Source organism: Streptomyces sp. NPDC016851, from assembly GCF_055562795.1.
On record NZ_JBVHEP010000001.1, the window covers coordinates 18322 to 42702 of the forward strand.

A 24381-nucleotide genomic window follows, 5' to 3' on the forward strand; every position below is an offset into this window, starting at 1 on the left:
GTGAAACACCGCCCCTTGGTCCGTCTCCGGGGTCGTGTTTCACGTGAAACATGACCCCGTTTCACCGCCTCAGCCCTCCTGCCCGGCCCACCACTCCTTGAGCGCGGCCACTGCGGAATCGTGCTCCATCGGCCCGTTCTCCAGGCGCAGCTCCAGCATGTGCTGGTACGCGCGGCCGATGACCGGGCCGGGTCCGACGCCGAGGATCTCCATGATCTGGTTGCCGTCGAGGTCGGGACGGATCGAGTCCAGCTCCTCCTGCTCCTGAAGCTTGGCGATCCGCTCCTCCAGACCGTCGTACGCGCGTGACAGAGCCGCCGCCTTGCGTTTGTTGCGCGTGGTGCAGTCCGAGCGGGTCAGCTTGTGGAGGCGGTCGAGCAGCGGACCGGCGTCACGGACGTAGCGGCGGACCGCCGAGTCCGTCCACTCGCCGGTGCCATAGCCGTGGAAGCGCAGGTGGAGTTCGACCAGACGTGAGACGTCCTTCACCAGCTCGTTGGAGTACTTCAACGCCGTCATGCGCTTCTTGGTCATCTTCGCCCCGACCACCTCGTGGTGGTGGAACGAGACCCGGCCGTCCTTCTCGAAGCGACGCGTACGGGGCTTGCCGATGTCGTGCAGCAGGGCGGCCAGGCGGAGCGTCAGGTCGGGACCGTCGTCCTCCAGCGCCATCGCCTGCTCCAGGACGATCAGCGAGTGGTCGTAGACATCCTTGTGCCGGTGGTGCTCGTCACGCTCCAGGCGCAGGGCCGGCAGCTCGGGCAGCACGCGGTCGGCGAGGCCCGTCTCGACGAGCAGCGTCAGGCCCTTGCGCGGGTGCGGCGAAAGGACCAGCTTGTTGAGCTCGTCCCGCACCCGCTCGGCCGAGACGATCTCGATACGCCCGGCCATCTCCGTCATCGCCGCGACAACCTCGGGGGCGACCTCGAAGTCGAGCTGAGCCGCGAAGCGCGCGGCCCGCATCATCCGCAGGGGATCGTCGGAAAAGGATTCCTCCGGCGTGCCGGGAGTACGCAGCACACGGGCCGCGAGGTCCTCGAGCCCGCCGTGCGGATCGATGAACTCCTTCTCCGGCAGCGCGACGGCCATCGCGTTCACCGTGAAGTCACGGCGGACGAGGTCCTCCTCGATGGAGTCGCCGTACGACACCTCGGGCTTGCGCGAGGTCCGGTCGTACGCCTCCGACCGGTAGGTGGTCACCTCGATCTGAAAGCGTCGATCAGCGTCTCCGACGCGGGCGTCCTTCTGCACTCCGACGGTGCCGAAAGCGATCCCGACCTCCCAGACGGCGTCCGCCCACGGGCGCACGATCTTGAGCACGTCCTGGGGGCGGGCATCGGTCGTGAAGTCCAGATCATTGCCGAGCCGGCCCAGCAGCGCGTCCCGGACCGAGCCGCCGACCAGGGCAAGTGAGAACCCGGCCTCCTGGAAGCGGTGGGCGAGGTCGTCGGCGACAGGAGCGACCCGCAGCAGTTCACTCACCGCGCGGTGCTGCACCTGGCTCAGGGCACTGGGCATTTCTTCGTTGGCGTTCGGCACAACAGAAGAGGGTACGTGGCCCGGGCGTCCCCAAGCTCCCCCTATTACGCATGCAGACACGTCCGTCCATACGCGCACAAGGGATGCTCTTGAGAAGGAGACATCCGCTCTCCGCCATACAGGACATACCGGACAGCTCGGCGCCGGGCCGCGATCTTGTGGAACGGACCGCGGCACTTCCCCTCAGCGCGCATCGTTACCATGCGTGGACGCACATTCCGACGACCACTGACGACGACGAGGGACGGGCGAGCGCGTGGCCGAGGCGGCAGACTTCCAGGGGACCAGTGCCTCACCTGCCCGCCGGTGGCTGCGGCGCACCGGGGCACTGCTCACCGGTGCGCCCCTGCTGGCCGGACTCCTCCAGTTGCCCGCCGCGACGCCGGCGGACGCGGCCGGGCAGGAGTCCCTCCAGGCTGCCTCCGGCACGAGCGGCTCGGTGTCCGTCGCCGTCGACTCGCTCAGCCCCAGCGCCCCCACCGAGGGGGACACGGTGAACGTGACGGGCACGGTGACCAACAACGGCAAGCAGCCGGTCACCGACGCCCATGTCGACCTGCGGGTGGGGCCCTCACTCGACACCCGCTCCTCCATCGACACCCTCGCCAAGAAGAGCGACGACGTCCAGGGCCCCGCCGGCGAGCCGGTCGGCGGCAAGTACACCGAGAAGTTCCCCAAGCTCACCCCCGGGGTGGCGGAGCCTTTCAACATCTCCGTGCCGGTCGACGAGCTGGACCTCGGCCAGGACGGTGTCTACCAGCTGGCCGTCGCGCTCTCCGGCGAGACCGCCGCGCAGCCCTGGGACCAGGTTCTCGGCGTCCAGCGCACGTTCCTGCCGTGGCAGCCGGAGGAGGCCGGTACGAAGACGAAGACCACGTTCCTGTGGCCGCTCGTCTCCGACGTCCACATGACGGCCGAGACGGGGTCGAACGAGCAGCAGACGCCGGTCTTCAGCAACGACGACCTCGCCGAGGAGATCGCCCCGGGCGGGCGCCTCGACCAGATGGTGTCGCTGGGCAAGGGTCTCGACATCACGTGGGTGATCGACCCGGACCTGCTGGCGTCCGTCGACGCGATGACGAGGAGCTACGAGGTCAGGGGCGAGGACGGCGCCACGACCCCCGGCAGGAACCAGGCGGCCGCCAAGCAGTGGCTCTCCGAGCTCCAGCAGGCGGTGGCGGGCAAGGAGGTCGTCGCCCTGCCGTTCGGCGATCCGGACCTGGCCTCCCTCGCCCACAACGGCACGGCCGTCACGGGCTCGCTGAGCCACCTCAAGGAAGCCACCGACGCCGTCGACAACACAGTGCAGACGATCCTCCACGTGAAGCCGTCCAAGGACTTCGCGTGGCCCGTCGACGGCGCCGTCGACCCGTCGATCATGAAGGTCGCGACCTCCGCGGGCGCCGACAAGGTCATCGCCCGCAGCGACAGCCTCCAGGACAACCTGTCGTACACGCCCTCCGCGGCCCGGCCCATCGGCGGCGGCACCACGGCGGTCGTCGCGGACTCCAGGATGTCCACGGCGTTCCAGGGCAACCTGACGACCGCCTCCGCGTCCACACTCGCCGTACAGCGCTTCCTGGCCCAGAGCCTGACGCTCGGCCTCCAGACCGGCAAGCAGCGCAGCGTCGTCGTCGCCCCGCAGCGCATGCCCTCCGTGAACCAGGCGCAGGCGATGGCCGAGGCGCTGGGAGCCCTCCAGGGCGGGAACTGGTCCGAGTCGCAGGACCTCACGGCCGCCGCGAAGGCCAAGCCGGACCCGTCGGCCAACAGGAAGGTGCCGCCCGCCTCCGCGTACCCCTCCTCGCTGCGCAAGCAGGAGCTGCCGCGGGCCGCCTTCGAGCAGATCGCGAGGACGCAGGACAAGCTCGGCAACTTCAAGGTGATCCTCACCGACGAGTCCCGGGTGGTCACTCCCTTCGGGCGGGCCATGAACCGCGAGATGTCCACGTCGTGGCGGGGCCGGGGTGTCGCCGCGGTGGGGTACCGCGACAACGTCGAGTCCTACCTCGACGGGCTGACCGAGGGGGTGAAGCTGATCCAGAAGTCGGAGACCAAGCTCTCCGGCCGCAGCGCCACGATCCCGGTCACCGTCCAGAACAACCTGGTCCAGGGCGTCGAGCACCTGGAGCTGCGGCTCACGTCGAAGAACCCGACCCGGCTCAAGATCGGCGGCGACGCCTACGAGGAGCAGCGGGTCACCGTCAACGGCGGGCACAGCCAGTCGGTGAAGTTCACCACGTCCGCCAACGCCAACGGCCGGGCGGAGGTGATCGCCCAGCTGTACACGGAGGACGGCCAGAAGTACGGCGAGCCCGTCACCTTCGACGTGAAGGTCACCGAGGTCACGCCCACGGTGATGCTGGTCATCGGCGGCGGCGTCCTGCTCCTGGTCCTCGCCGGCTTCCGTATGTACACCCAGCGCAAGCGCGCCGCCGCCCGCGAGGCCGCCGAGGACGCCGCCGCGGAGGCGGACGACGATGCCGACAGCCCGGTCGGTACTGCGCAGAACCCGGAAGCCCCCGGCGACCGTCTCAACGAGGAGTCCGAGGCCGGCTCCCGGGCAGACGCCCCGCAGCAGCCGAGTGACCCGGCCCCGGACACCGCAGCGGAAAGCGCCGACCCGTCCGGCACGGGTGAGAGAGTGGACCGTTGAGATGTCGTGGCCGGTGGGCCCGGGACGATGAGGTGGGGTAACCATGAACGCGCCGTACGACGGTGACCACGGCCGTGGCGTGGGCAGCTCGGGCTACCCCGAGTCGGGCGGGCCTGAGGGCTCGCCGCCCGAGCACGGCCAGGTGCCGCCGCAGCCGCCCGCGGACATGTACCTCCAGGACGCCTACGGCCAGGACCCCTACCGGGCACAGGACCTCTCCGCCCAGGACCCGGTCGCCGAAGCGCGCTACGACCGCGCCGCACACCCCCCGCCCCCTCCGGGGACGTACCAGCCGCAGCAGCAGTTGTACGCCCAGCCGCCGCAGTCGCCGTACGCGCCCGACCCCCGGGTGTGGGCCCAGACACCCGCGCCGGAGCCGGAGGGCCCGACCAGGCACCTGCCGTACGGCGACGACGCCCGGACCACCCAGTTCGTGGGCGTGGACGACCTCGTCTCCCAGGCGGGCGAGCCGCGCCAGGAGCCGGACGCGTTCGCGCATCTCTTCCGGGACCAGCAGCAGGGCAGCGGCCACCCGTCCTACGAGTCGCCGTCGGTCCCCGGCCCGTCACCGGCCCCGGGCCAGATGGCGCAGGGGCAGTACGCGGCACAGGGGCAGTACGCGGCGGGCCAGTACCCGGCACCCGGCGAGACCGCGGCGACACCGGCGGTGGACGACACCCCCGCCCCGGAGGCCGCCGCCTCCCCCGCTCCGAAGAAGGGCGGCCGCGCCGCGGGCCTGATGAAGTCCAGCGCCGTGATGGCCGCGGGCACGATGGTCTCCCGCCTCACCGGCTTCATCCGCTCCGCGCTGATCGTGTCGGCCCTCGGCGTCGGTCTCCTCGGCGACACCTTCCAGGTCGCGTACCAGCTGCCGACGATGATCTACATCCTCACGGTCGGCGGCGGTCTCAACTCCGTCTTCGTGCCTCAACTCGTGCGCGCCATGAAGGAGGACGAGGACGGCGGCGAGGCGTACGCCAACCGCCTGCTGACCCTCGTCATGGTGTCGCTCGGCACTCTCACCGCGCTCTCGATCTTCGGCGCGCCACTGCTGATCCGCATGCTGTCCGACCCGGTCGCCAGCGACCCGGCGGCGAACCAGGTCGGCATCACCTTCGTCCAGTACTTCCTGCCCTCGATCTTCTTCATGGGCGTCCACGTGGTGATGGGGCAGATCCTCAACGCCCGCGGGAAGTTCGGCGCGATGATGTGGACCCCGGTCCTGAACAACATCGTCATCATCGTGACGCTGGGCATGTTCATCTACGTCTACGGCACCGCCGCCGAGTCCGGGATGAAGGTCACGAACATCCCGCCGGAGGGCCAGCGCCTGCTCGGCATCGGCGTCCTGCTCGGCCTCGTGGTCCAGGCGCTGGCGATGATCCCGTACCTGCGGGAGACCGGCTTCCGGCTGCGGCTGCGCTTCGACTGGAAGGGTCAGGGCCTCGGCAAGGCCATCACGCTCGCCAAGTGGACGGTCCTGTTCGTCCTCGCCAACCAGGCGGGCGCCATGATCGTCATCCAGCTGTCCACTGCGGCGGGCAAGGCCTCACCGGTCGACGGCACCGGTTTCGCCGCCTACGCCAACGCACAGCTGATCTGGGGCCTGCCGCAGGCCATCATCACGGTCTCCCTCATGGCCGCCCTGCTGCCGCGCCTGTCGCGCTCGGCGGCCGAGGGCGACGGCGGGGCCGTCCGCGACGACATCTCCCAGGGTCTGCGCAACACGGCGGTCGCCATCGTGCCGATCGCGTTCGGTTTCCTCTCCCTCGGCATCCCCATGTGCACGCTGATGTTCGGCTCTTCCGGCACCAGCGAGGCCACCAACATGGGCTTCATGCTGATGGCGTTCGGTCTCGGCCTGATTCCGTACTCCGTGCAGTACGTCGTCCTGCGCGCCTTCTACGCCTACGAGGACACGCGAACTCCCTTCTACAACACGGTCATCGTGGCCGCGGTCAACGCGGGCGCCTCGGCGGTCTGCTACTTCGTCATCCCGTCGCGCTGGGCCGTCGTCGGTATGGCCGCCTCGTACGGCCTGGCCTACGCGATCGGCGTCGGCGTCGCCTGGCGCCGGCTGCGCAAGCGGCTCGGCGGGGACCTCGACGGCGCCCGTGTCCTGCGGACTTACGCCCGGCTGTGCATCGCGTCGGTCCCGGCCGCCCTGCTCAGCGGCGCGGCCTGCTACGGCATCGGCCGCACGCTCGGCCAGGGCGTCGTCGGCTCGCTCGCCGCGGTGCTGGCCGGAGGCGCCGTGCTACTCGTGATCTTCTTCGTCGCCGCCCGCCGCATGCGCATCGAGGAACTCAACTCGCTGGTCGGCATGGTCCGCGGACGTCTGGGACGCTGAGTCGGGGGTGGGCGCACAACCATCGTCAGCCACCGCGTGTCGTGCATAGCGGCGGACTGTGGGCACAATTGGTTTCGGCGTCGAACGGCGCGCAACAGATGCCGGGCGGCGCGCAATGGATGGGGAGGCAGGAACGACGGTGGCGGAACGGAGTACGGCTGCCGTCGACGTGGCAGACAACAGCGACGAGTCGTCGCTGACCGCACAGGCGGACCAGTCCACGGCCGACGGGGTGGCCAAGAACCGGGAGCGGGACACGGACAGCGACGAGGTACAGGAGAGCACCCGGACCGACGGTCCAGGGAAGACCTCGCCGCCTGAACTGCACAGTGGTCACAAACTCGCCAGACGCTACCGGCTCGAGGAGTGCGTCACCCGTCTGGACGGTTTCAGCAGTTGGCGTGCCGTGGACGAGAAGCTCCGCCGTGCCGTCGGCGTGCACATCCTGCCCGCGGACCACTCACGGGCCCGGTCCGTCCTGGCCGCCGCCCGCTCCTCCGCCCTGCTGGGCGACCCACGCTTCGTCCAGGTGCTGGACGCGGTGGAGGAGAACGACCTCGTCTACGTCGTCCACGAATGGCTTCCGGACGCGACCGAACTGACCACGCTCCTCGCCGCCGGGCCGCTGGAGCCGTACGACGCCTACCAGATGGTCAGCCAGGTCTCCTCCGCCATGGCCGCCGCCCATCGTGAGGGCCTCGCCCATCTGCGGCTGAACCCCAACGCCGTCCTGCGTGCCTCGACCGGCCAGTGGCGCATCCGAGGGCTCGCGGTGAACGCCGCTCTGCGGGGCGTCGCGTCCGACACTCCGCAGCGCACGGACACCGAGGCCATCGGCGCCCTGCTGTACGCGGCGCTCACCCAGCGCTGGCCGTACGAGAGCGATGCCTACGGGCTGTCCGGCCTGCCGAAGGACATCGGCCTGATCGCGCCCGACCAGGTGCGTGCCGGCGTGCACCGCGGCCTCTCCGAACTCTCCATGCGCGCGCTCGCCAACGACGGCGCCACCGCCTCCCGCCACGAGTCGCCGTGCACCACCCCGGAGGAGCTGGTGAAGGCGATCGGCGAGATGCCCCGCATCCGCCCGCCGGAGCCGGCGTTCACCGCCCCGCCCGAGTACCAGCGCACCGCGTACCAGCAGGGCACGTACGGCCGCCAGGCCCCGCACCCCGGTGCCACGCAGCCCGTCCCGACCCCGCCGCCCCCGCTGCAGAGCCGCACGGGCAAGGCCCTGAAGTGGGCCGTGTCCGCGCTCCTGATCGCCGCGCTGGGCCTCGGCAGCTGGCAGCTGGCGGACGCGCTCATGGATCAGGGGGGCAAGAACGAGGACCCGGGCCAGACGCAGAACAACCAGGACGGCGACAAGAACAGGAATCGACCGGCACCGAAGCCGATCGCCATCAAGGGCGCCGAGGAGTACGTCGCCAAGGGTGACGCCCAGCACCCCGCCGACGTCACCAAGACCTACGACGGCGACCCGTCCACGGCCTGGCGCACCAGCAGCTACCTGGACGGCCCGAAGATGGTGATAAAGCCCGGTGTCGGCATCGTCTACGACCTCGGGTCCGAGAAGGAAGTCTCGGCCGCGACGCTCTCGCTCCGGTACGGCAGCGACCACACAACGGTGGAGCTGTACGCGACCGACACCCTCGGTTCGTCCACGCCGCTGAGTGCCATGAAGAAGCTGGGCACGGCCACGACGAGCAGCACCTCCGCGAAGGTGACCGTCGACAAGCCGGTGAAGAGCCGGTACGTCCTGGTGTGGCTGACGGCCCTGCCGTACTCCGGCGACGACCCCGCCAACTACAGCCGCCCGGGCTACAAGCAGGCCATCACCGAAGTGAAGTTCACGGGCTGAGAGCCGACCGAGGGGAAGGGGGTTCGATGGCGGACCGCGCCGAGCACAGCGGTGCAAGTGATCAGGACCTCCTCGCCCGGCATGTCGAGGGCGACCCCGACGCCTTCGGTGAGATCGTGCGGCGGCACCGCGATCGGCTCTGGGCCGTCGCCCTGCGGACGCTGGGAGACCGCGAGGAGGCCGCTGACGCGGTGCAGGACGCCCTCGTCTCCGCCTACCGGGCCGCCCACACCTTCCGGGGCCAGTCGGCCGTCACGACCTGGCTGCACAGGATCACGGTGAACGCCTGCCTGGACCGCGCCCGCAAGGTCGCCTCCCGGAAGACCTCTCCCGTCGACGACACCGAGCGCCTGGAGCAGCTGCTGGAGCCGCACGAGTCGGCTTCGGCGCCCGCCGAGCGCAACGATCTCCACCGGCAGCTCATCGAAGCCCTGGGAACCCTGCCGGCCGACCAGCGAGCCGCGCTCGTCCTGGTGGACATGCAGGGCTACCCGGTCGCCGAGGCGGCCCGCGTCCTCGACGTGCCGACCGGCACGGTGAAGAGCCGATGTGCGCGCGGCAGAGCCAGACTCCTGCCGCTGCTCACCCACCTACGGCCGGACAACACCGGTGGGAGCGAGAAGCCTGGCGGGGAACGGAACCGGACGCAGGGGCCAGCCGTCCCACCCGCAGCGGGACCGCGCCGAGCGGAACCACCGGACACAGGACCGAGCGACCCAGCGGCAGTGAAGGGCGGAGGTGGACGAGCGTGACGTCGACGACAGACATGGCCGGGCACCCGGACGTCGCGGAGATCTCCGACCTCACCGAGGGCCTCCTCCCACCGTCCCGGAGCACCGACGTACGCCGGCATCTGGACGGGTGCGAGCTCTGCGCGGACGTCTACGCCTCCCTGGAGGAGATCCGCGGGCTGCTCGGCACGCTGCCGGGCCCACCACACATGCCCGCCGATGTCGCGGGCCGCATCGATGCCGCTCTCGCCGCCGAGGCCCTGCTGAACGCCACGGGGCCGGAGACCGCAGAGCACCAGACGCCGGTGAGCACGCCCCATGCCACGTCCGAGAACGGCAGCGGTGCGCATGTTTCACGTGAAACATCGACGCCCGCCGACCGCCCCACCGGACGCCCCCGCTCTGCCACCACCGGCCCGGGCCGCAAGGACCGCACACGGAACGGGCGCCGGAGGATCGCCGTTCTGGGGACCGTCTTCACCGTCGCCGTCCTGGGGCTGGGCTCCGTCCTGCTGTCGTCACTCGACGACGGCAAACCCTCGCGTGACACGGCGGGCGGACCACAGACCGCCCCTGCGGACACCTTCTCCGAGGGGAAGCTCGAGAAGCAGGTCACCGATCTCCTGGCGGACAATCAGAGCGAGGAGGGCGGCGGCTCCCGTACTCCCTTCGGCGCGAAGACCGCCGACCCCAACCATCATCGGGTCTTCCGGGAGCCCATCGTGCCCCCCTGCGTCCGCGACGGCATCGGGCGCAAGGACACGGCTCTCGCTGTCGAGAACGGCAGGTACCAGGGGAAGAAGGCCATGCTGGTGCTGCTCCCCGACGCATCCGACGCCACTCGGGTCACCGCCTATATCGTCGACGCGACCTGTGTGGGTCATGCCTCGGCCAACGCCGAGGGCAAGGTCCTTCTTCAGCGCTCGTACCCGTCCGCCTGAGACACGTCTTCCGTCTTCGCCCTGCGCAGTACCCGCCACAGGGCCGGATCTCCGTGTGCCCGGACACAGCGGGAATGCTCGCCCCTTAGGATCCGTTGGGTGGGGTGAGAGCTCCGAGAGGAGCTCCCACCGGTCGAACGACGCAGTCCAGAGACGAGGAATCAAGCCGTGAGCGACGTCCGTAACGTGATCATCATCGGCTCCGGGCCCGCCGGCTATACGGCGGCGCTCTACACCGCACGCGCGTCGCTGAAGCCACTGGTGTTCGAGGGCGCCGTCACCGCCGGCGGTGCGCTCATGAACACCACCGACGTCGAGAACTTCCCGGGCTTCCAGGACGGCATCATGGGCCCCGAGCTCATGGACAACATGCGCGCCCAGGCGGAGCGCTTCGGCGCCGAGCTCGTCCCGGACGACATCGTCACCGTCGACCTGACCGGTGAGATCAAGACCGTCACGGACACGGCCGGTACCGTCCACCGCGCCAAGGCTGTCATCGTCGCCACCGGCTCGCAGCACCGCAAGCTCGGTCTGCCGAACGAGGACGCCCTCTCCGGCCGTGGAGTGTCCTGGTGCGCCACCTGTGACGGGTTCTTCTTCAAGGACCAGGACATCGCCGTGATCGGTGGTGGCGACACCGCCATGGAGGAGGCCACCTTCCTCTCGCGGTTCGCCAAGTCCGTGACCGTCGTCCACCGCCGCGACACCCTGCGCGCCTCCAAGGCCATGCAGGAGCGTGCCTTCGCCGACCCGAAGATCACGTTCGTGTGGGACAGCGAGGTCGCCGAGATCCAGGGCGACCCGAAGCTCTCGGGTCTGAAGCTGCGCAACCTCAAGACCGGCGAACTTTCGGACCTGCCGGTGACCGGTCTCTTCATCGCCATCGGCCACGACCCTCGCACCGAGCTCTTCAAGGGTCAGCTCGACCTGGACGACGAGGGCTACCTGAAGGTGACCGCGCCGTCGACGCGCACGAACCTGACCGGTGTCTTCGCCGCCGGCGACGTGGTCGACCACACCTACCGTCAGGCGATCACCGCGGCGGGGACCGGCTGCTCCGCTGCTCTCGACGCCGAGCGCTACCTCGCCGCCCTCGCGGACGAGGAGCAGCCGGAGCCCGAGAAGACCTCTGTCTGACCTCTCCCTACCCGCCCCACGCACCAACCAGTTAAGGAGCCCGCCGTGGCCGGCACCCTGAAGAATGTGACCGACGACTCCTTCGAGCAGGACGTCCTCAAGAACGACAAGCCCGTCCTGGTGGACTTCTGGGCCGCCTGGTGCGGTCCGTGCCGTCAGATCGCGCCGTCCCTCGAGGCGATCGCCTCCGAGTACGGCGACAAGATCGAGGTCGTCAAGCTGAACATCGACGAGAACCCGGGTACGGCCGCCAAGTACGGCGTCATGTCCATCCCGACCCTGAACGTCTACCAGGGTGGCGAGGTCGCCAAGACCATCGTGGGCGCCAAGCCGAAGGCCGCGATCGTTCGCGACCTCGAGGAGTTCATCGCCGAGTGAACCGGCGGAGCCGTCGGAGCGACGGTGCGTGTTTCACGTGAAACACGAATGGGCCAACCCGGAAGGGTTGGCCCATTCGTTTGAGTGCATGCGCCACAGCGGCCGCCGAGTGCCGCCTTACAGCGGCCGCAGCGCCGGCTCCTTCTGCACGGCTCCCAGGAGCCGGTCCAGGGCCATCTCGACGTCTTCCTTCCACGAGAGCGTCGACCGCAGTTCCAGCCTCAACCGGGGATGGGTGGGGTGCTGCCGGACCGTCTTGAAGCCCACTGCCAGAAGGTGATCGGCGGGCAGCACACAGGCCGGTTCCTTCCAGCGCGCATCCCCGAACGCCTCGATCGCTTTGAACCCGCGCCGCAGCAGGTCCTTGGCGACCGTCTGGACCATCACCCGACCGAGCCCCTGCCCCTGGTACCCCGGCACGATGAACGCGGTCATCAGCTGAACCGCGTCGGGGGAGACGGGACTCGTGGGGAACGCCGTAGAGCGCGGGACATAGGCGGGGGGTGCGTAGAGCACGAAGCCCACGGGCACGTCGTCGACGTACACGACCCGGCCGCAGGAGCCCCAGTCCAGCAGAACGGCCGAGATCCAGGCTTCCTTCTCCAGAGCGGACTCGCCCGCCTTTACCGCGGCCTCACCGCTGACCGGGTCGAGCTCCCAGAAGACACACGACCGACAGCGTTGGGGAAGGTCCTGAAGGTTGTCCAACGTGAGCGGTACGAGCCGGCGACCCATGAAGGCTGATCCTCGCTTCCTTCGCCTGCCGCGTCGCGGGCGGCTGTGAGAGCGCTCCGTTCCCTGAGGAGACTGCCGATGAACCCACCGACCGCTCCCAGCCCCAAACCGGCGCTCACCAGTCCAGTGCGCCTCATCGTTCGCATGGCCCCTGCCTTCCTCTCAGAGGTGCTGCCGGGTGGTGCGCCGTATCCGAACGCATCGTATCCACGATGCGATTCCATCGATACCGCCAGAAAGGAAAGAGCGAGCCACGTTCCGGCACACACCGGACATGGCCCGCTCTGTCGTCCACAACAGAGGCTCCTGCCGGAGGCTCAGGACTCGTCCTCCTCGGAGTCGCCGTCCAGGAGACTCTTCTGCAGAACCGGTCCCTCGCCCGGAGCAAGCGAACCGAGGATCCGCTCAAGGTCCTCCATGGAGGCGAACTCGACGGTGATCTTCCCCTTCTTCTGGCCCAGGTCGACCTTCACCCGCGTCTCGAAGCGGTCCGAGAGCCGTGTGGCGAGCTCGGACAGCGCGGGAGAGACACGAGCACCGGCACGCGGGCCCTTGGGCCGCTGGGCCTTCTGGGGGCGCGAACCCATCAGGGTCACGATCTCCTCGACGGCCCGCACCGACAGCCCCTCGGCCACAATGCGGTGGGCGAGCCGGTCCTGCTCCTCCGAGTCCTCGACGGACAGCAGGGCCCGAGCGTGACCCGCTGAGAGCACTCCGGCAGCGACCCGACGCTGCACCGCCGGAGAGAGCTTCAGCAGGCGCAGGGTGTTGGAGACCTGTGGGCGGGATCGGCCGATGCGGTCCGCCAGCTGGTCGTGCGTGCAGTTGAAGTCCCGCAGCAACTGGTCGTAGGCGGCTGCCTCTTCCAGCGGGTTCAGCTGGGCACGGTGCAGGTTCTCCAGCAGAGCGTCCAGGAGGAGCTTCTCGTCCTCCGTGGCGCGCACGATCGCCGGGATCGCCTCCAGCCCCGCCTCGCGGCAGGCCCTCCAGCGGCGCTCGCCCATGATGAGCTCGTAGTGGGCGGGACCCACCTGCCGTACGACGACCGGCTGAAGGAGCCCCACTTCCTTGATGGAGGTGATGAGCTCGGCCAGCGCGTCCTCGTCGAAGACCTCACGCGGCTGCCGCGGGTTCGGCTTGATGGAGTCGATGGGAATCTCGGCGAAGTGCGCACCGACGGGCGCTGCAGGCGTGGCGGGAGCACTGGGCTGCGCCGGTTCCTCTGTTTCACGTGAAACGTTCGGCAGGGTCGCTACCTTCGCCGCGGCCACCCCACGGTCGTTCGGCAGCACGGGTACTGCCGCGGGGGATGTGGAAGCGGCACCCCCTGCCGCAGCCTGGGCCACCGACTTCTCCGTCGGCGCAGCAGGGATCAGTGCGCCGAGACCACGGCCCAGCCCCCTCCGTCGCTCGCTCACTGGATGCCCTCCACCATGCTCGGGTCGTTCTGCTGTGCGCCGATATGTGCGTGCGTCGCGTCATAGCTGATGCCGACGCCCTTCAGCGCGATCTCTCGTGCCGCCTCAAGATATGAGAGAGCACCACTCGATCCAGGATCGTAAGTCAGGACCGTCTGTCCATAACTCGGCGCCTCGGAGATACGGACGGACCTGGGAATGCTCGTCCGCAGCACCTCGTCACCGAAGTGGGTGCGCACCTCTTCCGCAACCTGGGACGCGAGTCGCGTCCGGCCGTCGTACATGGTGAGGAGGATGGTCGACACATGCAGTGTGGGGTTGAGGTGCCCCCGCACCAGGTCGACGTTACGCAACAACTGGCCCAGACCCTCCAGCGCGTAGTACTCGCACTGGATCGGGATCAGAACCTCCTGGCCCGCCACCAACGCATTGACCGTGAGAAGGCCGAGCGAGGGCGGACAGTCGATGAGGATGTAGTCCAGCGGCTGTTCGTACGCCTGGATGGCGCGCTGCAGCCGGCTCTCTCGTGCCACCAGGGACACCAGCTCGATCTCCGCACCGGCGAGATCGATCGTGGCAGGGGCACAGAAGAGACCCTCGACATCAGGGACCGGCTGGACGACTTCGGAGAGCGGTTTGCTCTCCACCAACACGTCGTAGATGGACGGGACTTCGGCGTGATGGTCGATGCCCAGCGCGGTGGACGCATTGCCCTGTGGGTCGAGGTCGACCACCAGAACCCGGCCACCGTGCAGGGCCAGCGACGCGGCAAGGTTGACGGTCGTCGTCGTCTTGCCCACACCGCCCTTCTGGTTGGCGACCACCATGATTCGGGTCTGCTCGGGCCGTGGCAGGCCCTCGCCGGCGCGGCCTAGAGCCTCCACCGCCAGTTGGGCAGCACGACCGATGGGAGTGTCGTCCATCGGAGGCGGTGTTTCACGTGAAACATCCGCCCCCATCGACTCGGTACGGGGACCGGGGACCGGATCGGTCATCGGTCCCGCGATGTTGGCGTCGGACCGCAAGGATTCACTCTCCTCGACTTCAGGCTCGCAATGAACAGAGCCTCCCATGCCTTCGGGGTCGTGAACCAGTGAGGCCTTCCGTTCTGTGGAGAAATCCACCTCTGTGGACAACTCAGTTCCCTCATCGAGTGACCCGAGAGGCTTACGGTCGCGGGGTTCGGCCGCAGCGCGGCCACGACTGATGATGCCGTGCAGCAGTGAGCGACGTTTCACGTGAAACACGATGCACAGCCGCCGTGGCCGAACTGCCGCGACACTCCGGCTTGCGTGCGTTTGGCAGCTTGTGTGGAGTACGTCTCGTCCTCAGGACGGATCAGCGTCGTCGTCGGACGGGATCACCGTTCCCGCAGGGATCAGCGTCGCCGACGGGCCCGCCCCGTGCGAGCCGCCTTGGCGCGCTTCGCCGCGAAGCGCACCCCACCGGGGCTCTCCCCGACCTCGACCCGAACGACCGTGGACATCGGATCCACCACGCCCTCACCGACATGCAGGATGGACGTCTCCACCGCACCCAGCTTGCTCAGGGCCGCCGACGCGCTCTTCAGCTCCTCCTCGGCGGCGTCGCCCTTGAGCGCGAGCATCTCCCCGTACGGCCGCAGCAGAGGGATGCCCCATGTGGCGAGGCGGTCGAGGGGCGCGACGGCTCGGGCCGTCACGACGTGGACGGGCTGGATCTTGCCCATGACCTCCTCGGCACGGCCGCGCACGACGGTCACATGATCCAGGCCGAGCAGTTCCACGACCTCGGAGAGGAAGTTGGTACGCCGCAGCAGCGGCTCCAGCAGCGTGATCTTCAGGTCCTCCCGGACCAGTGCCAGCGGGATCCCGGGGAGGCCGGCGCCCGAGCCGACATCGCACACCGTCACGCCCTCGGGCACGACCTCCGAGAGCACCGCGCAGTTCAGCAGGTGCCGCTCCCACAGGCGGGGCACTTCACGCGGGCCGATGAGACCGCGCTGCACGCCCGCTTCAGCGAGCAGCTCGGCGTACCGCACCGCATCCGCGAAGCGATCACCGAACACCTCGCGCGCCTGCTCGGGCGCGGGGGGAAGCTCCGCTGCCTCCGTCACGGGGGACCGTCCTTCCGTACCGCGTCAGCGCGTACCCGCGCCGACACCAGAACCACCAGAACTATCAGGCTGACAAAGTTCGGCCCCGCCTGCGCAACAGACGGGGCCGGGGACCGTAGGGGCCGATCAGGCGGGAAGCACGACGACGAAGCGCTCCGGCTCCTCGCCCTCGGACTCGCTGCGCAGGCCCGCGGCCTTGACCGCGTCGTGCACGACCTTGCGCTCGAACGGCGTCATCGGGTCCAGCTTCACTGCCTCACCGCTGCTCTTGGCCTCGGCCGCGGCCTTGGCGCCCAGCTCCGACAGCTCAGAGCGCTTCTGGGCGCGGTATCCCGCGATGTCGAGCATCAGCCGGCTGCGGTCACCGGTTTCACGGTGCACGGCCAGACGGGTGAGCTCCTGGAGCGCCTCCAGCACCTCGCCGTCCCGGCCGACCAGCTTCTGCAGGTCGCGGCTGCCCGTGTCGCTGATGATCGAGACAGAGGCACGGTCGGCCTCGACGTCCATGTCGATGTCGCCGTCGAGGTCGGCGATGTCGAGCAGACCCTCCAGGTAGTCCGCCGCGATCTCGCCCTCCTGCTCCAGGCGGGTCAGGGTGTCTGCACCCTCGGCAGCGGCGGAGGTGGTGCCTTCCGTCACGGGATGGACTCCTTCTTACTTCTTGGACGGGGACTTGGGCCGCTGCGGGCCCTTGCGCTGTCCGGACTGGGCCTTGCTGCGGGTACCGCTGCCGGACTTCGCGCCGCCCTTCTTGGCAGCGGGGGCGGGCTTGGCGTCCTCGGGCGCGTCGGACTTGGTGAGCGACGTCTTCTGCTCGGATTCCTCGGCCGCCTTGGCGACAGCGGACTGGCGCTGTGCCTTGGTCTGCCGCTTGGGCTGCTGACGCTTCGGCGTGCCGGTGGTCGGCGTACCGTCCTCGGCCTCGACAGCGGCAGCGGTGTCGCTCTTGATCACGGTGCCGTCGGCCTGGGCGGCGAGGCCGGCCTTGCTGAGGCCGTTGATGAACTTGCGCTCGAACTCGTTGCGGTCGCGTCCCTTGGCGACGATCGCCTTGACGATGACCTTGTCACGACGCCGGCTGACCTTGCCGTGAGCGGTGACGTGCTTGTGCAGCCGCTCCAGGTACGAGGCCTGAGCCTTGGAACCCGGGGTCGGGTTGTTGTGGATCACGTACATCTGCTGGCCCATGGTCCACACGTTGGTGGTCAGCCAGTAGACGAGGACACCGACCGGGAAGTTGATGCCGAAGACGGCGAACATGACGGGGAAGACGTACATCAGCATCTTCTGCTGCTGCATGAACGGGGTCTTCACCGTGGTGTCGATGTTCTTCGTCATCAGCTGGCGCTGGGTGAAGAACTGCGAGGCCGACATCAGGACGATCATGATGGCGGTGACCACGCGGACGTCGGTCAGGGAGGCACCGAGTGCTTCCACCTTCGACGCGCTGTCGGTGAACTTCACCGCCAGAGGCGCACCGACGATGTGCGCCTTCTGCGCGCTCTCCAGAAGGCTGGTGTTGATCACGCCGATGGTGTCGTTCGACGCGATGCTGTTGAGCACGTGGTACAGAGCGAAGAAGAACGGGGACTGCGCCAGGATGGGAAGGCACGAGGAGAGCGGGTTGGTGCCCGTCTCCTTGTACAGCTTCATCATCTCTTCGGACTGACGCTGCTTGTCGTTCTTGTAGCGCTCCTGGATCTTCTTCATCTCGGGCTGGAGCGTCTGCATGGCCCGGGTCGCCTTGATCTGCTTCACGAAGAGCGGGATCAGGCAGATACGGATCAGGATCACCAGGGACACGATCGACAGGCCCCAGGCCCATCCGGTGTCGGGGCCGAAGATGGCGCCGTACACCGAGTGGAACTGGACGATGACCCAGGAGACGGGTGTGGTGATGAAGCTGAAGAGGCTGGCAATCGTGTCCACTAATCATGCTCCTTGGGCATGGGACGGTGTCTCTGCGGCCGGGCTCGAAGGACTCGGGGGACTTGTGGGAGAAGTCTGTCCTTCGATGGCCGGGTCGGCGGCGGAGGGCCCGCCCTTGCGTGCACGCCACGCGTTACGCAGCATTTCGTGCCACCGCGGGCGCTTGCGCGGCGGGACATGGTCCACACCACCCAGCGACCACGGGTTGCACCGCAGGATGCGCCAGGCCGTGAGTGCCGTTCCCTTGATGGCACCGTGCCGGTCGATGGCCGTGAAGCCGTAGTGGGAGCACGACGGGTAGTACTTGCAGACCGGCCCGAGCAGCGGGCTGATCGTCCACTGGTAGAGCTTGATCAGAGCAAGCAGCGGGTACTTCATCGCGCGCCCCCTCCCAGCAGCCGCTGGAGGGCGGCGTCCAGGTCTCGGGCCAGCTGTGCATGGTCGGCGTCGCCCGCACCGGGCAGTGCTCGTACCACTACCAGGCTACCGGGGGGCAGCTGGGCGACTCGGTCGCGCATCAGGTGGCGAAGCCTGCGCTTGACTTTGTTGCGTACGACCGCGCCACCCACGGCTTTGCTCACGACGAAACCCGCACGCGTCGGGGGAGCGCTCTCCCCAGGCGCATGCGGGTCCGTGGCACCGCTACGAAGGTGGACGACGAGGTGCGGGCGTCCAGCCCGACGTCCTCGCCGTACCGCGGTCGCGAAGTCCTCGCGCCGCCTCAGCCGGTTCTCGGTGGGCAGCACGACGTCATGACCTGATCGGAATCAGGCGGACAGGTTGGCGCGGCCCTTGCTGCGACGGTTCGCGAGAATCGCGCGACCGGCACGGGTACGCATCCGCAGGCGGAAGCCGTGGGTCTTCGCGCGACGACGGTTGTTCGGCTGGAAGGTGCGCTTGCTCACTCGGGGGCTCCAGAAGAAATCGGTAGTTGCGGGGTGCCGTCCTGGCTGTCACCGTGCGCCCACGAGTAGCTCGCAGTTACGCCCGTGTGCACCGCTGACCGATCACCCAAATGATCTGTGCCCATCGGAGGCAGGCGGCAGCAGCCATCGACAACTCGACCTGGTTACGGTACGCGCGGCTACGCCATCCGGTCAAACCAGCAGCTGCCCGCAGACCTTTGTCCACAGGCTGGGGACAACAACTTGAACCGCAGTGGCCGCCCTGACTACCGTGACGGAACTCCGATTCGTTCCCTTATCCCTGCCCCACCCGATTTACATCCCGAGCCGTCCCAGAACCACACGTTCGTGGGACCTGTGAGAGAGCGTGCCCTGTGGCTGACGTACCTGCCGATCTTGCCGCAGTGTGGCCACGCGTATTGGAGCAGCTCCTCGGGGAGGGCCGCGGCCAGGGCGTCGAGTCCAAGGACGAGCACTGGATCCGGCGCTGCCAGCCGCTCGCACTGGTCGCGGACACCGCCCTGCTCGCCGTACCGAACGAATTCGCGAAGGGCGTACTCGAGGGCCGCCTGGCGCCCGTCGTCAGCGAGACCCTGAGCCGCGAGTGCGGCCGCCCGATCCGGATCGCCATCACCGTCGACGACTCGGCGGGCGAGCCCCCGGCCACGGCGGCGCCCCCGGCCCGTCCCCAGTCTCGTTACGAGGAGCCCGAGCTTCCGCCCGCGCGCCAGGATCGCGACGGTTACGAGGGGTACGGCCGCCACCGCGCCGACCAGCTGCCGGGAACGTCGGGCGACCAGCTCCCGCCTACGCGCGGAGATCAACTCCCCTCCGCCCGTCCCGCGTACCCGTCCGAGTACCAGCGCCCCGAACCCGGCTCCTGGCCGCGGCCGCCGCAGGACGACTACGGCTGGCAGCAGCAACGCCTCGGCTTCCCCGAGCGTGACCCGTACGCGTCACCCAACCAGGACACGTACGGCACCCAGGACTCGTACGGATCCCATGGGTCCCATGGTTCGTCCCAGGATTCATATGGGTCCCACGGATCGTCTCAGGACCCCTATGGATCACATGGATCACAGCGACCACAGGGCTCACAGGGCGGCTCACAGGGCTCACCTGAGTCACAGGGATCCCATGGGTCGCAGGACTCCTATGGATCGCATGGTTCACAGGACTCGTACGGCTCGTCTCGCCAGGACGCCTACGGCTCCCCGTCCCAGGACTACCGCCCGCAGTCCATGGAGCGCCCCTCCTATGACCAGCCGCGTTCCGACTACGACAGGTCCCGCCCCGACTACGACCAGCGCGACCCGGTCCGCCGGGAGCTGCCCGAGCCGCCGGCCGGCTCGGGCCACGTGCACCGGGGCGGCCCCGTCGGCCCGAACCTGCCCACGACCGGTGCGCCCGGTCCGCTGGCCGCACAGCCCGCGCCGGCGACCGGCCCGGGGGAGCCCACCGCCCGCCTGAACCCGAAGTACCTCTTCGACACGTTCGTCATCGGCGCCTCCAACCGCTTCGCGCACGCGGCCGCGGTCGCCGTCGCCGAGGCACCGGCGAAGGCGTACAACCCTCTGTTCATCTACGGGGAGTCCGGGCTCGGCAAGACGCACCTGCTGCACGCGATCGGGCACTACGCGCGCAGCCTCTACCCGGGCACGCGGGTGCGGTACGTGAGCTCGGAGGAGTTCACCAACGAGTTCATCAACTCCATCCGCGACGGCAAGGGCGACAGCTTCCGCAAGCGCTACCGCGAGATGGACATCCTGCTCGTCGACGACATCCAGTTCCTGGCGGACAAGGAGTCGACACAGGAGGAGTTCTTCCACACCTTCAACACGCTCCACAACGCCAACAAGCAGATCGTGCTGTCCTCCGACCGGCCGCCGAAGCAGCTGGTGACGCTGGAGGACCGGCTGCGGAACCGTTTCGAGTGGGGTCTGATCACCGACGTGCAGCCGCCCGAGCTGGAGACGCGGATCGCGATCCTCCGCAAGAAGGCGGTGCAGGAGCAGCTGAACGCGCCGCCGGAGGTGCTGGAGTTCATCGCGTCGCGGATCTCGCGGAACATCCGCGAGCTGGAGGGCGCGCTGATCCGGGTCACGGCGTTCGCCTCGCTCAACCGGCAGCCGGTCGACCTCGGCCTGACGGAGATCGTCCTCAAGGATCTGATCCCCGGGGGCGAGGACTCGGCGCCCGAGATCACGTCCACGGCGATCATGGGCGCGACGGCGGACTACTTCGGGCTGACCGTCGAGGACCTGTGCGGCACCTCGCGCGGCCGCGCCCTCGTCACCGCCCGGCAGATCGCCATGTACCTGTGCCGTGAGCTCACGGACCTGTCGCTGCCGAAGATCGGCGCGCTGTTCGGCGGCCGCGACCACACGACGGTCATGCACGCGGACCGCAAGATCCGCAATCTGATGGCAGAGCGCCGCTCCATCTACAACCAGGTCACCGAGCTGACCAACCGCATCAAGAACGGCTGACACGGCCGGTCGTACGACGCCGCAGGGCGCCCCATGGAGCAGGTTTCCGGGGGCGCCCTTCGGCATGAGGGCGGCCGACTGTCGTCACACCGCGGCCGACCGCCGTCCAGCCGAGGTCGGCCGTCGTCACGCCGAGGCCGACCGTCGTCCGGCTGTCGGCCGCCGACTGTTCGAATACCTGCCGGGTTACGGCCGCCCTCCACAGATTCGGTGACTTTTTCCCGTCCACACCCTGGGGACTGGGAAGTTGTCCAGACTGTGTCCACAGAGGCCTCGAGTGAAGGACCATCAGAGCAGCTCAGTGGCATGTGGATTCGTGGACGAACGATCTCCACAGGCTGTGGACAGTGCGGGGATCCACAGGCTGTGTATCGAGTTGTCCACCGGCAACCCACAGGCTGGGGCCGGTTGTCCCCAGCGATCCCCAGCTTCTCCACATCGCTGTCCACTGTTCGGCAACATGACGCGCCTCCTCACCGGGTCGAGTGAAAGGCGTCACACGAAGGTGCCGGGTTGGGCTGTGGGAAAGCTGGGTAAAACTGGGGACGGCGCTGGGGAGAACTCGCCTCCCCCTGTGCACGGGGTGTGCAGAACTTTCCGTTCTCCACAGAGACCCCTGGTTGTCCACCGCCGTCACCCACAGGGCCAGTGGACAAAATTCCTGCTCTGAGCTGGGCAAACGTGGTTATCCACGGTATCCACAGGCCCTACTACTACTCCCGACTAGAGAGAGCTGGGAATTCGTTTCGAAGCGGGTCCTGTGCACAACTCGCTCTCCGGTGCCCGACCGCCCCTCGTCACGACTTGACCCCGAGAGGCACCTACTGTCAGTGCGGTGCGTCAGACTGGTCCCCGGTGTCCTCCCCATCCCAGGGACCGTCGACACCGACACAGACGACGAGGGCCAGGCAGAGCGAGAAGCGCCGGCAACAGCAGGAGGCGGCAACAGTGAAGATCCGGGTGGAACGCGACGTACTCGCGGAGGCAGTGGCCTGGGCGGCACGCAGCCTCCCGGCCCGTCCGCCGGCGCCTGTCCTCGCCGGCCTGCTGCTGAAGGCCGAGGACGGCCAGCTGAGCCTGTCCAGCTTCGACTACGAGGTCTCCGCGCGGGTGTCCGTGGAGGCCGAGGTCGAGGAGGAGGGCACGGTGCTCGTCTCCGGCCGCCTCCTCGCGGACATCTGCCGCGCCCTCCCCAACCGCCCTGTGGAGATCTCCACAGACGGTGTACGGGCGACGGTGGTCTGCGGCTCCTCCCGGTTCACACTCCACACCCTGCCTGTGGAGGAGTACCCGGCCCTGCCGCAGATGCCGAACGCGACGGGCACCGTCCCCGGCGAGGTCTTCGCCTCCGCGGCCGCCCAGGTCGCCATCGCGGCCGGCCGTGACGACACGCTGCCCGTCCTCACCGGCGTCCGCATCGAGATCGAGGGCGACACGGTCACGCTGGCGTCCACCGACCGCTACCGCTTCGCGGTGCGTGAGTTCCTGTGGAAGCCGGAGAACCCGGAGGCCTCCGCGGTCGCCCTGGTGCCCGCCAAGACGCTGCTGGACACCGCCAAGGCCCTGACGAGCGGCGACCAGGTCATCCTGGCGCTGTCCGGCTCGGGCTCCGGCGAGGGCCTGATCGGCTTCGAGGGCGCCGGCCGCCGTACGACGACCCGCCTCCTGGAGGGCGACCTCCCGAAGTACCGCACGCTGTTCCCGACGGAGTTCAACAGCGTCGCCGTGATCGAGACCGCCCCCTTCGTCGAGGCCGTCAAGCGTGTGGCCCTGGTCGCCGAGCGGAACACCCCGGTGCGCCTCAGCTTCGAGCAGGGCGTGCTCATCCTGGAGGCCGGCTCCAGTGACGACGCACAGGCTGTGGAAAGGGTCGACGCCCAGCTGGAGGGCGACGACATCTCGATCGCCTTCAACCCGACGTTCCTGCTGGACGGCCTGAGCGCCATCGACTCCCCGGTCGCCCAGCTGTCCTTCACGACGTCCACGAAGCCCGCGCTGCTCAGCGGCAAGCCGGCGCTGGACGCCGAGGCGGACGAGGCCTACAAGTACCTGATCATGCCGGTGCGGCTGAGTGGCTGAGCCTGCGATCTGACTCCGGCGCAAGGTCTGCCGGGGGTGTGGGGGGGCGTCCCCCACAAGATCGCAGCATGCCGTGCGGCTCAGCGGCTGAGTTCCGACCGGTTGTCCACAGGCTGGGGGTAAACCCGCAGGTGAGGGCCTACGACTGAGCGCGTATGCCCACAGATGTGCGCGAGCGTCCGGGTTTAGGCTCGGCACGGTACGAAAGTGCCGCAACGCCACATCGGACACCTGCAAACCTAAGGAACACAACTGATGGAGCTCGGTCTCGTCGGCCTCGGCAAGATGGGCGGCAACATGCGCGAGCGGATCCGCCGCGCGGGCCACACCGTCTTCGGATACGACCGCAACCCGGACCTCGCCGATGTCCACAGCCTGCCGGAGCTCGTGGGCAAGCTCAGCGGCCCGCGTGTGGTCTGGGTGATGGTCCCGGCCGGCGAGGCCACGCAGTCCACCATCGACGAGCTCGCCGAACTGCTGGAGCCCGGTGACGTCGTCGTGGACGGCGGCAACTCCCGCTGGACCGACGACGAGAAGCACGCCGAGGAGCTGGCGGCCAAGGGCATCGGCTTCGTCGACTGCGGTGTCTCCGGCGGCGTCTGGGGCCTGGAGAACGGCTACGCGCTGATGTACGGCGGCGACGCGGAGAACGTCGCCAAGGTGCAGCCGGTCTTCGACGCCCTCAAGCCGGAGGGCGACTTCGGCGCGGTGCATGCGGGCAAGGTCGGCGCGGGCCACTTCGCGAAGATGGTCCACAACGGCATCGAGTACGCGATGATGCAGGCTTATGCCGAGGGCTGGGAACTGCTGGAGAAGGTCGACTCCGTGACCGACGTCCGGGAGGTCTTCCGCTCCTGGCAGGAGGGCACGGTCATCCGCTCCTGGCTGCTCGACCTCGCGGTCAACGCGCTCGACGAGGACGAGCACCTGGACAAGCTCCGGGGTTATGCACAGGACTCCGGTGAGGGACGCTGGACTGTGGAAGCCGCCATCGACCACGCGGTGCCACTGCCGGCGATCACTGCGTCGCTGTTCGCGCGGTTCGCCTCCCGCCAGGAGGACTCGCCCCAGATGAAGATGATCGCGGCGCTGCGGAACCAGTTCGGCGGCCACGCGGTCGAGAAGAAGTAACCGAGCACCG

Annotated in this window: 20 protein-coding genes; 10 read left to right on the forward strand and 10 right to left on the reverse strand. The window is 68.7% G+C overall.

Features of this window, described 5'->3' with window-relative positions; all coding sequences use genetic code 11:
* Nucleotides 1-69: 69 nt before the first annotated feature.
* The gene (locus ACZ3I3_RS00085; RefSeq protein ID WP_467361268.1) at nucleotides 70-1539 is read right to left on the reverse strand and encodes a CCA tRNA nucleotidyltransferase; all 1470 of its coding nucleotides are present in this window, start codon (nucleotides 1537-1539) and stop codon (nucleotides 70-72) included.
* A gap of 256 nt (nucleotides 1540-1795) precedes the next feature.
* On the opposite strand from ACZ3I3_RS00085, the gene ACZ3I3_RS00090 reads away from it, so the two are divergent.
* The 7 genes from ACZ3I3_RS00090 to trxA all read left to right on the forward strand — a co-directional run bounded on the left by ACZ3I3_RS00090 (nucleotide 1796) and on the right by trxA (nucleotide 11590).
* Nucleotides 1796-4195 (forward strand): DUF6049 family protein, encoded by a 2400-nt coding sequence (locus ACZ3I3_RS00090; protein WP_467361270.1) that lies wholly within the window; start codon nucleotides 1796-1798, stop codon nucleotides 4193-4195.
* Between the two features lie 43 nt (nucleotides 4196-4238).
* Complete coding sequence (murJ, locus tag ACZ3I3_RS00095; RefSeq protein WP_467361271.1) at nucleotides 4239-6545, forward strand: murein biosynthesis integral membrane protein MurJ; 2307 nt, start codon at nucleotides 4239-4241, stop codon at nucleotides 6543-6545.
* A gap of 139 nt (nucleotides 6546-6684) precedes the next feature.
* Nucleotides 6685-8403, forward strand: coding sequence for a protein kinase family protein (locus ACZ3I3_RS00100; protein ID WP_467361273.1), 1719 nt, complete (start codon nucleotides 6685-6687; stop codon nucleotides 8401-8403).
* 26 nt (nucleotides 8404-8429) lie between these two features.
* The gene (gene sigM / locus ACZ3I3_RS00105; protein ID WP_467361275.1) at nucleotides 8430-9155 is read left to right on the forward strand and encodes an RNA polymerase sigma factor SigM; all 726 of its coding nucleotides are present in this window, start codon (nucleotides 8430-8432) and stop codon (nucleotides 9153-9155) included.
* Nucleotides 9152-10075, forward strand: coding sequence for an anti-sigma factor family protein (locus ACZ3I3_RS00110; protein ID WP_467361276.1), 924 nt, complete (start codon nucleotides 9152-9154; stop codon nucleotides 10073-10075). The genes sigM and ACZ3I3_RS00110 overlap by 4 nt, the downstream gene beginning before the upstream one ends.
* Nucleotides 10076-10243: 168 nt before the next feature.
* The gene (trxB, locus tag ACZ3I3_RS00115) at nucleotides 10244-11212 is read left to right on the forward strand and encodes a thioredoxin-disulfide reductase (RefSeq protein WP_467361277.1); all 969 of its coding nucleotides are present in this window, start codon (nucleotides 10244-10246) and stop codon (nucleotides 11210-11212) included.
* A gap of 45 nt (nucleotides 11213-11257) precedes the next feature.
* On the forward strand, nucleotides 11258-11590 hold the full coding sequence (gene trxA / locus ACZ3I3_RS00120; protein ID WP_359189731.1) for a thioredoxin: 333 nt from the start codon (nucleotides 11258-11260) through the stop codon (nucleotides 11588-11590).
* A 117-nt stretch (nucleotides 11591-11707) separates the two neighbouring features.
* On the opposite strand, the gene ACZ3I3_RS00125 is transcribed toward trxA, so the two are convergent.
* The 9 genes from ACZ3I3_RS00125 to rpmH form a co-directional block, all read right to left on the reverse strand.
* A complete protein-coding gene (locus ACZ3I3_RS00125; RefSeq protein WP_467361278.1) occupies nucleotides 11708-12325 on the reverse strand; it encodes a GNAT family N-acetyltransferase in 618 nt (205 codons plus the stop codon).
* A 317-nt stretch (nucleotides 12326-12642) separates the two neighbouring features.
* Nucleotides 12643-13743, reverse strand: a complete 1101-nt coding sequence (locus ACZ3I3_RS00130; protein ID WP_467361279.1) for a ParB/RepB/Spo0J family partition protein — start codon at nucleotides 13741-13743, stop codon at nucleotides 12643-12645.
* Nucleotides 13740-14816: a ParA family protein gene (locus ACZ3I3_RS00135; RefSeq protein ID WP_392035600.1), complete on the reverse strand. Its 1077-nt coding sequence runs from the start codon at nucleotides 14814-14816 to the stop codon at nucleotides 13740-13742. Before ACZ3I3_RS00135 ends, ACZ3I3_RS00130 begins: the two co-directional genes overlap by 4 nt.
* A 305-nt stretch (nucleotides 14817-15121) precedes the next feature.
* Nucleotides 15122-15838, reverse strand: a complete 717-nt coding sequence (gene rsmG, locus ACZ3I3_RS00140) for a 16S rRNA (guanine(527)-N(7))-methyltransferase RsmG (RefSeq protein WP_059414784.1) — start codon at nucleotides 15836-15838, stop codon at nucleotides 15122-15124.
* A gap of 126 nt (nucleotides 15839-15964) precedes the next feature.
* Nucleotides 15965-16477, reverse strand: coding sequence for a Jag family protein (locus ACZ3I3_RS00145; protein WP_436728668.1), 513 nt, complete (start codon nucleotides 16475-16477; stop codon nucleotides 15965-15967).
* Between the two features lie 15 nt (nucleotides 16478-16492).
* The gene (gene yidC, locus ACZ3I3_RS00150; RefSeq protein WP_467361281.1) at nucleotides 16493-17767 is read right to left on the reverse strand and encodes a membrane protein insertase YidC; all 1275 of its coding nucleotides are present in this window, start codon (nucleotides 17765-17767) and stop codon (nucleotides 16493-16495) included.
* 3 nt (nucleotides 17768-17770) lie between these two features.
* On the reverse strand, nucleotides 17771-18145 hold the full coding sequence (gene yidD / locus ACZ3I3_RS00155; protein ID WP_356928059.1) for a membrane protein insertion efficiency factor YidD: 375 nt from the start codon (nucleotides 18143-18145) through the stop codon (nucleotides 17771-17773).
* Entirely contained in the window at nucleotides 18142-18513 is a 372-nt protein-coding gene (rnpA, locus tag ACZ3I3_RS00160) for a ribonuclease P protein component (RefSeq protein WP_082319883.1), read from the reverse strand. Before rnpA ends, yidD begins: the two co-directional genes overlap by 4 nt.
* 21 nt (nucleotides 18514-18534) lie before the next feature.
* The gene (gene rpmH, locus ACZ3I3_RS00165) at nucleotides 18535-18672 is read right to left on the reverse strand and encodes a 50S ribosomal protein L34 (protein ID WP_018846094.1); all 138 of its coding nucleotides are present in this window, start codon (nucleotides 18670-18672) and stop codon (nucleotides 18535-18537) included.
* 404 nt (nucleotides 18673-19076) lie between these two features.
* Here rpmH and dnaA point away from each other — a divergent pair, with 404 nt between their 5' ends.
* The 3 genes from dnaA to gnd all read left to right on the forward strand — a co-directional run bounded on the left by dnaA (nucleotide 19077) and on the right by gnd (nucleotide 24371).
* On the forward strand, nucleotides 19077-21161 hold the full coding sequence (gene dnaA, locus ACZ3I3_RS00170; RefSeq protein ID WP_467361283.1) for a chromosomal replication initiator protein DnaA: 2085 nt from the start codon (nucleotides 19077-19079) through the stop codon (nucleotides 21159-21161).
* 948 nt (nucleotides 21162-22109) lie between these two features.
* On the forward strand, nucleotides 22110-23240 hold the full coding sequence (gene dnaN / locus ACZ3I3_RS00175; RefSeq protein WP_086560490.1) for a DNA polymerase III subunit beta: 1131 nt from the start codon (nucleotides 22110-22112) through the stop codon (nucleotides 23238-23240).
* Between the two features lie 255 nt (nucleotides 23241-23495).
* The gene (gene gnd / locus ACZ3I3_RS00180) at nucleotides 23496-24371 is read left to right on the forward strand and encodes a phosphogluconate dehydrogenase (NAD(+)-dependent, decarboxylating) (protein ID WP_467361284.1); all 876 of its coding nucleotides are present in this window, start codon (nucleotides 23496-23498) and stop codon (nucleotides 24369-24371) included.
* Nucleotides 24372-24381: the final 10 nt, after the last annotated feature.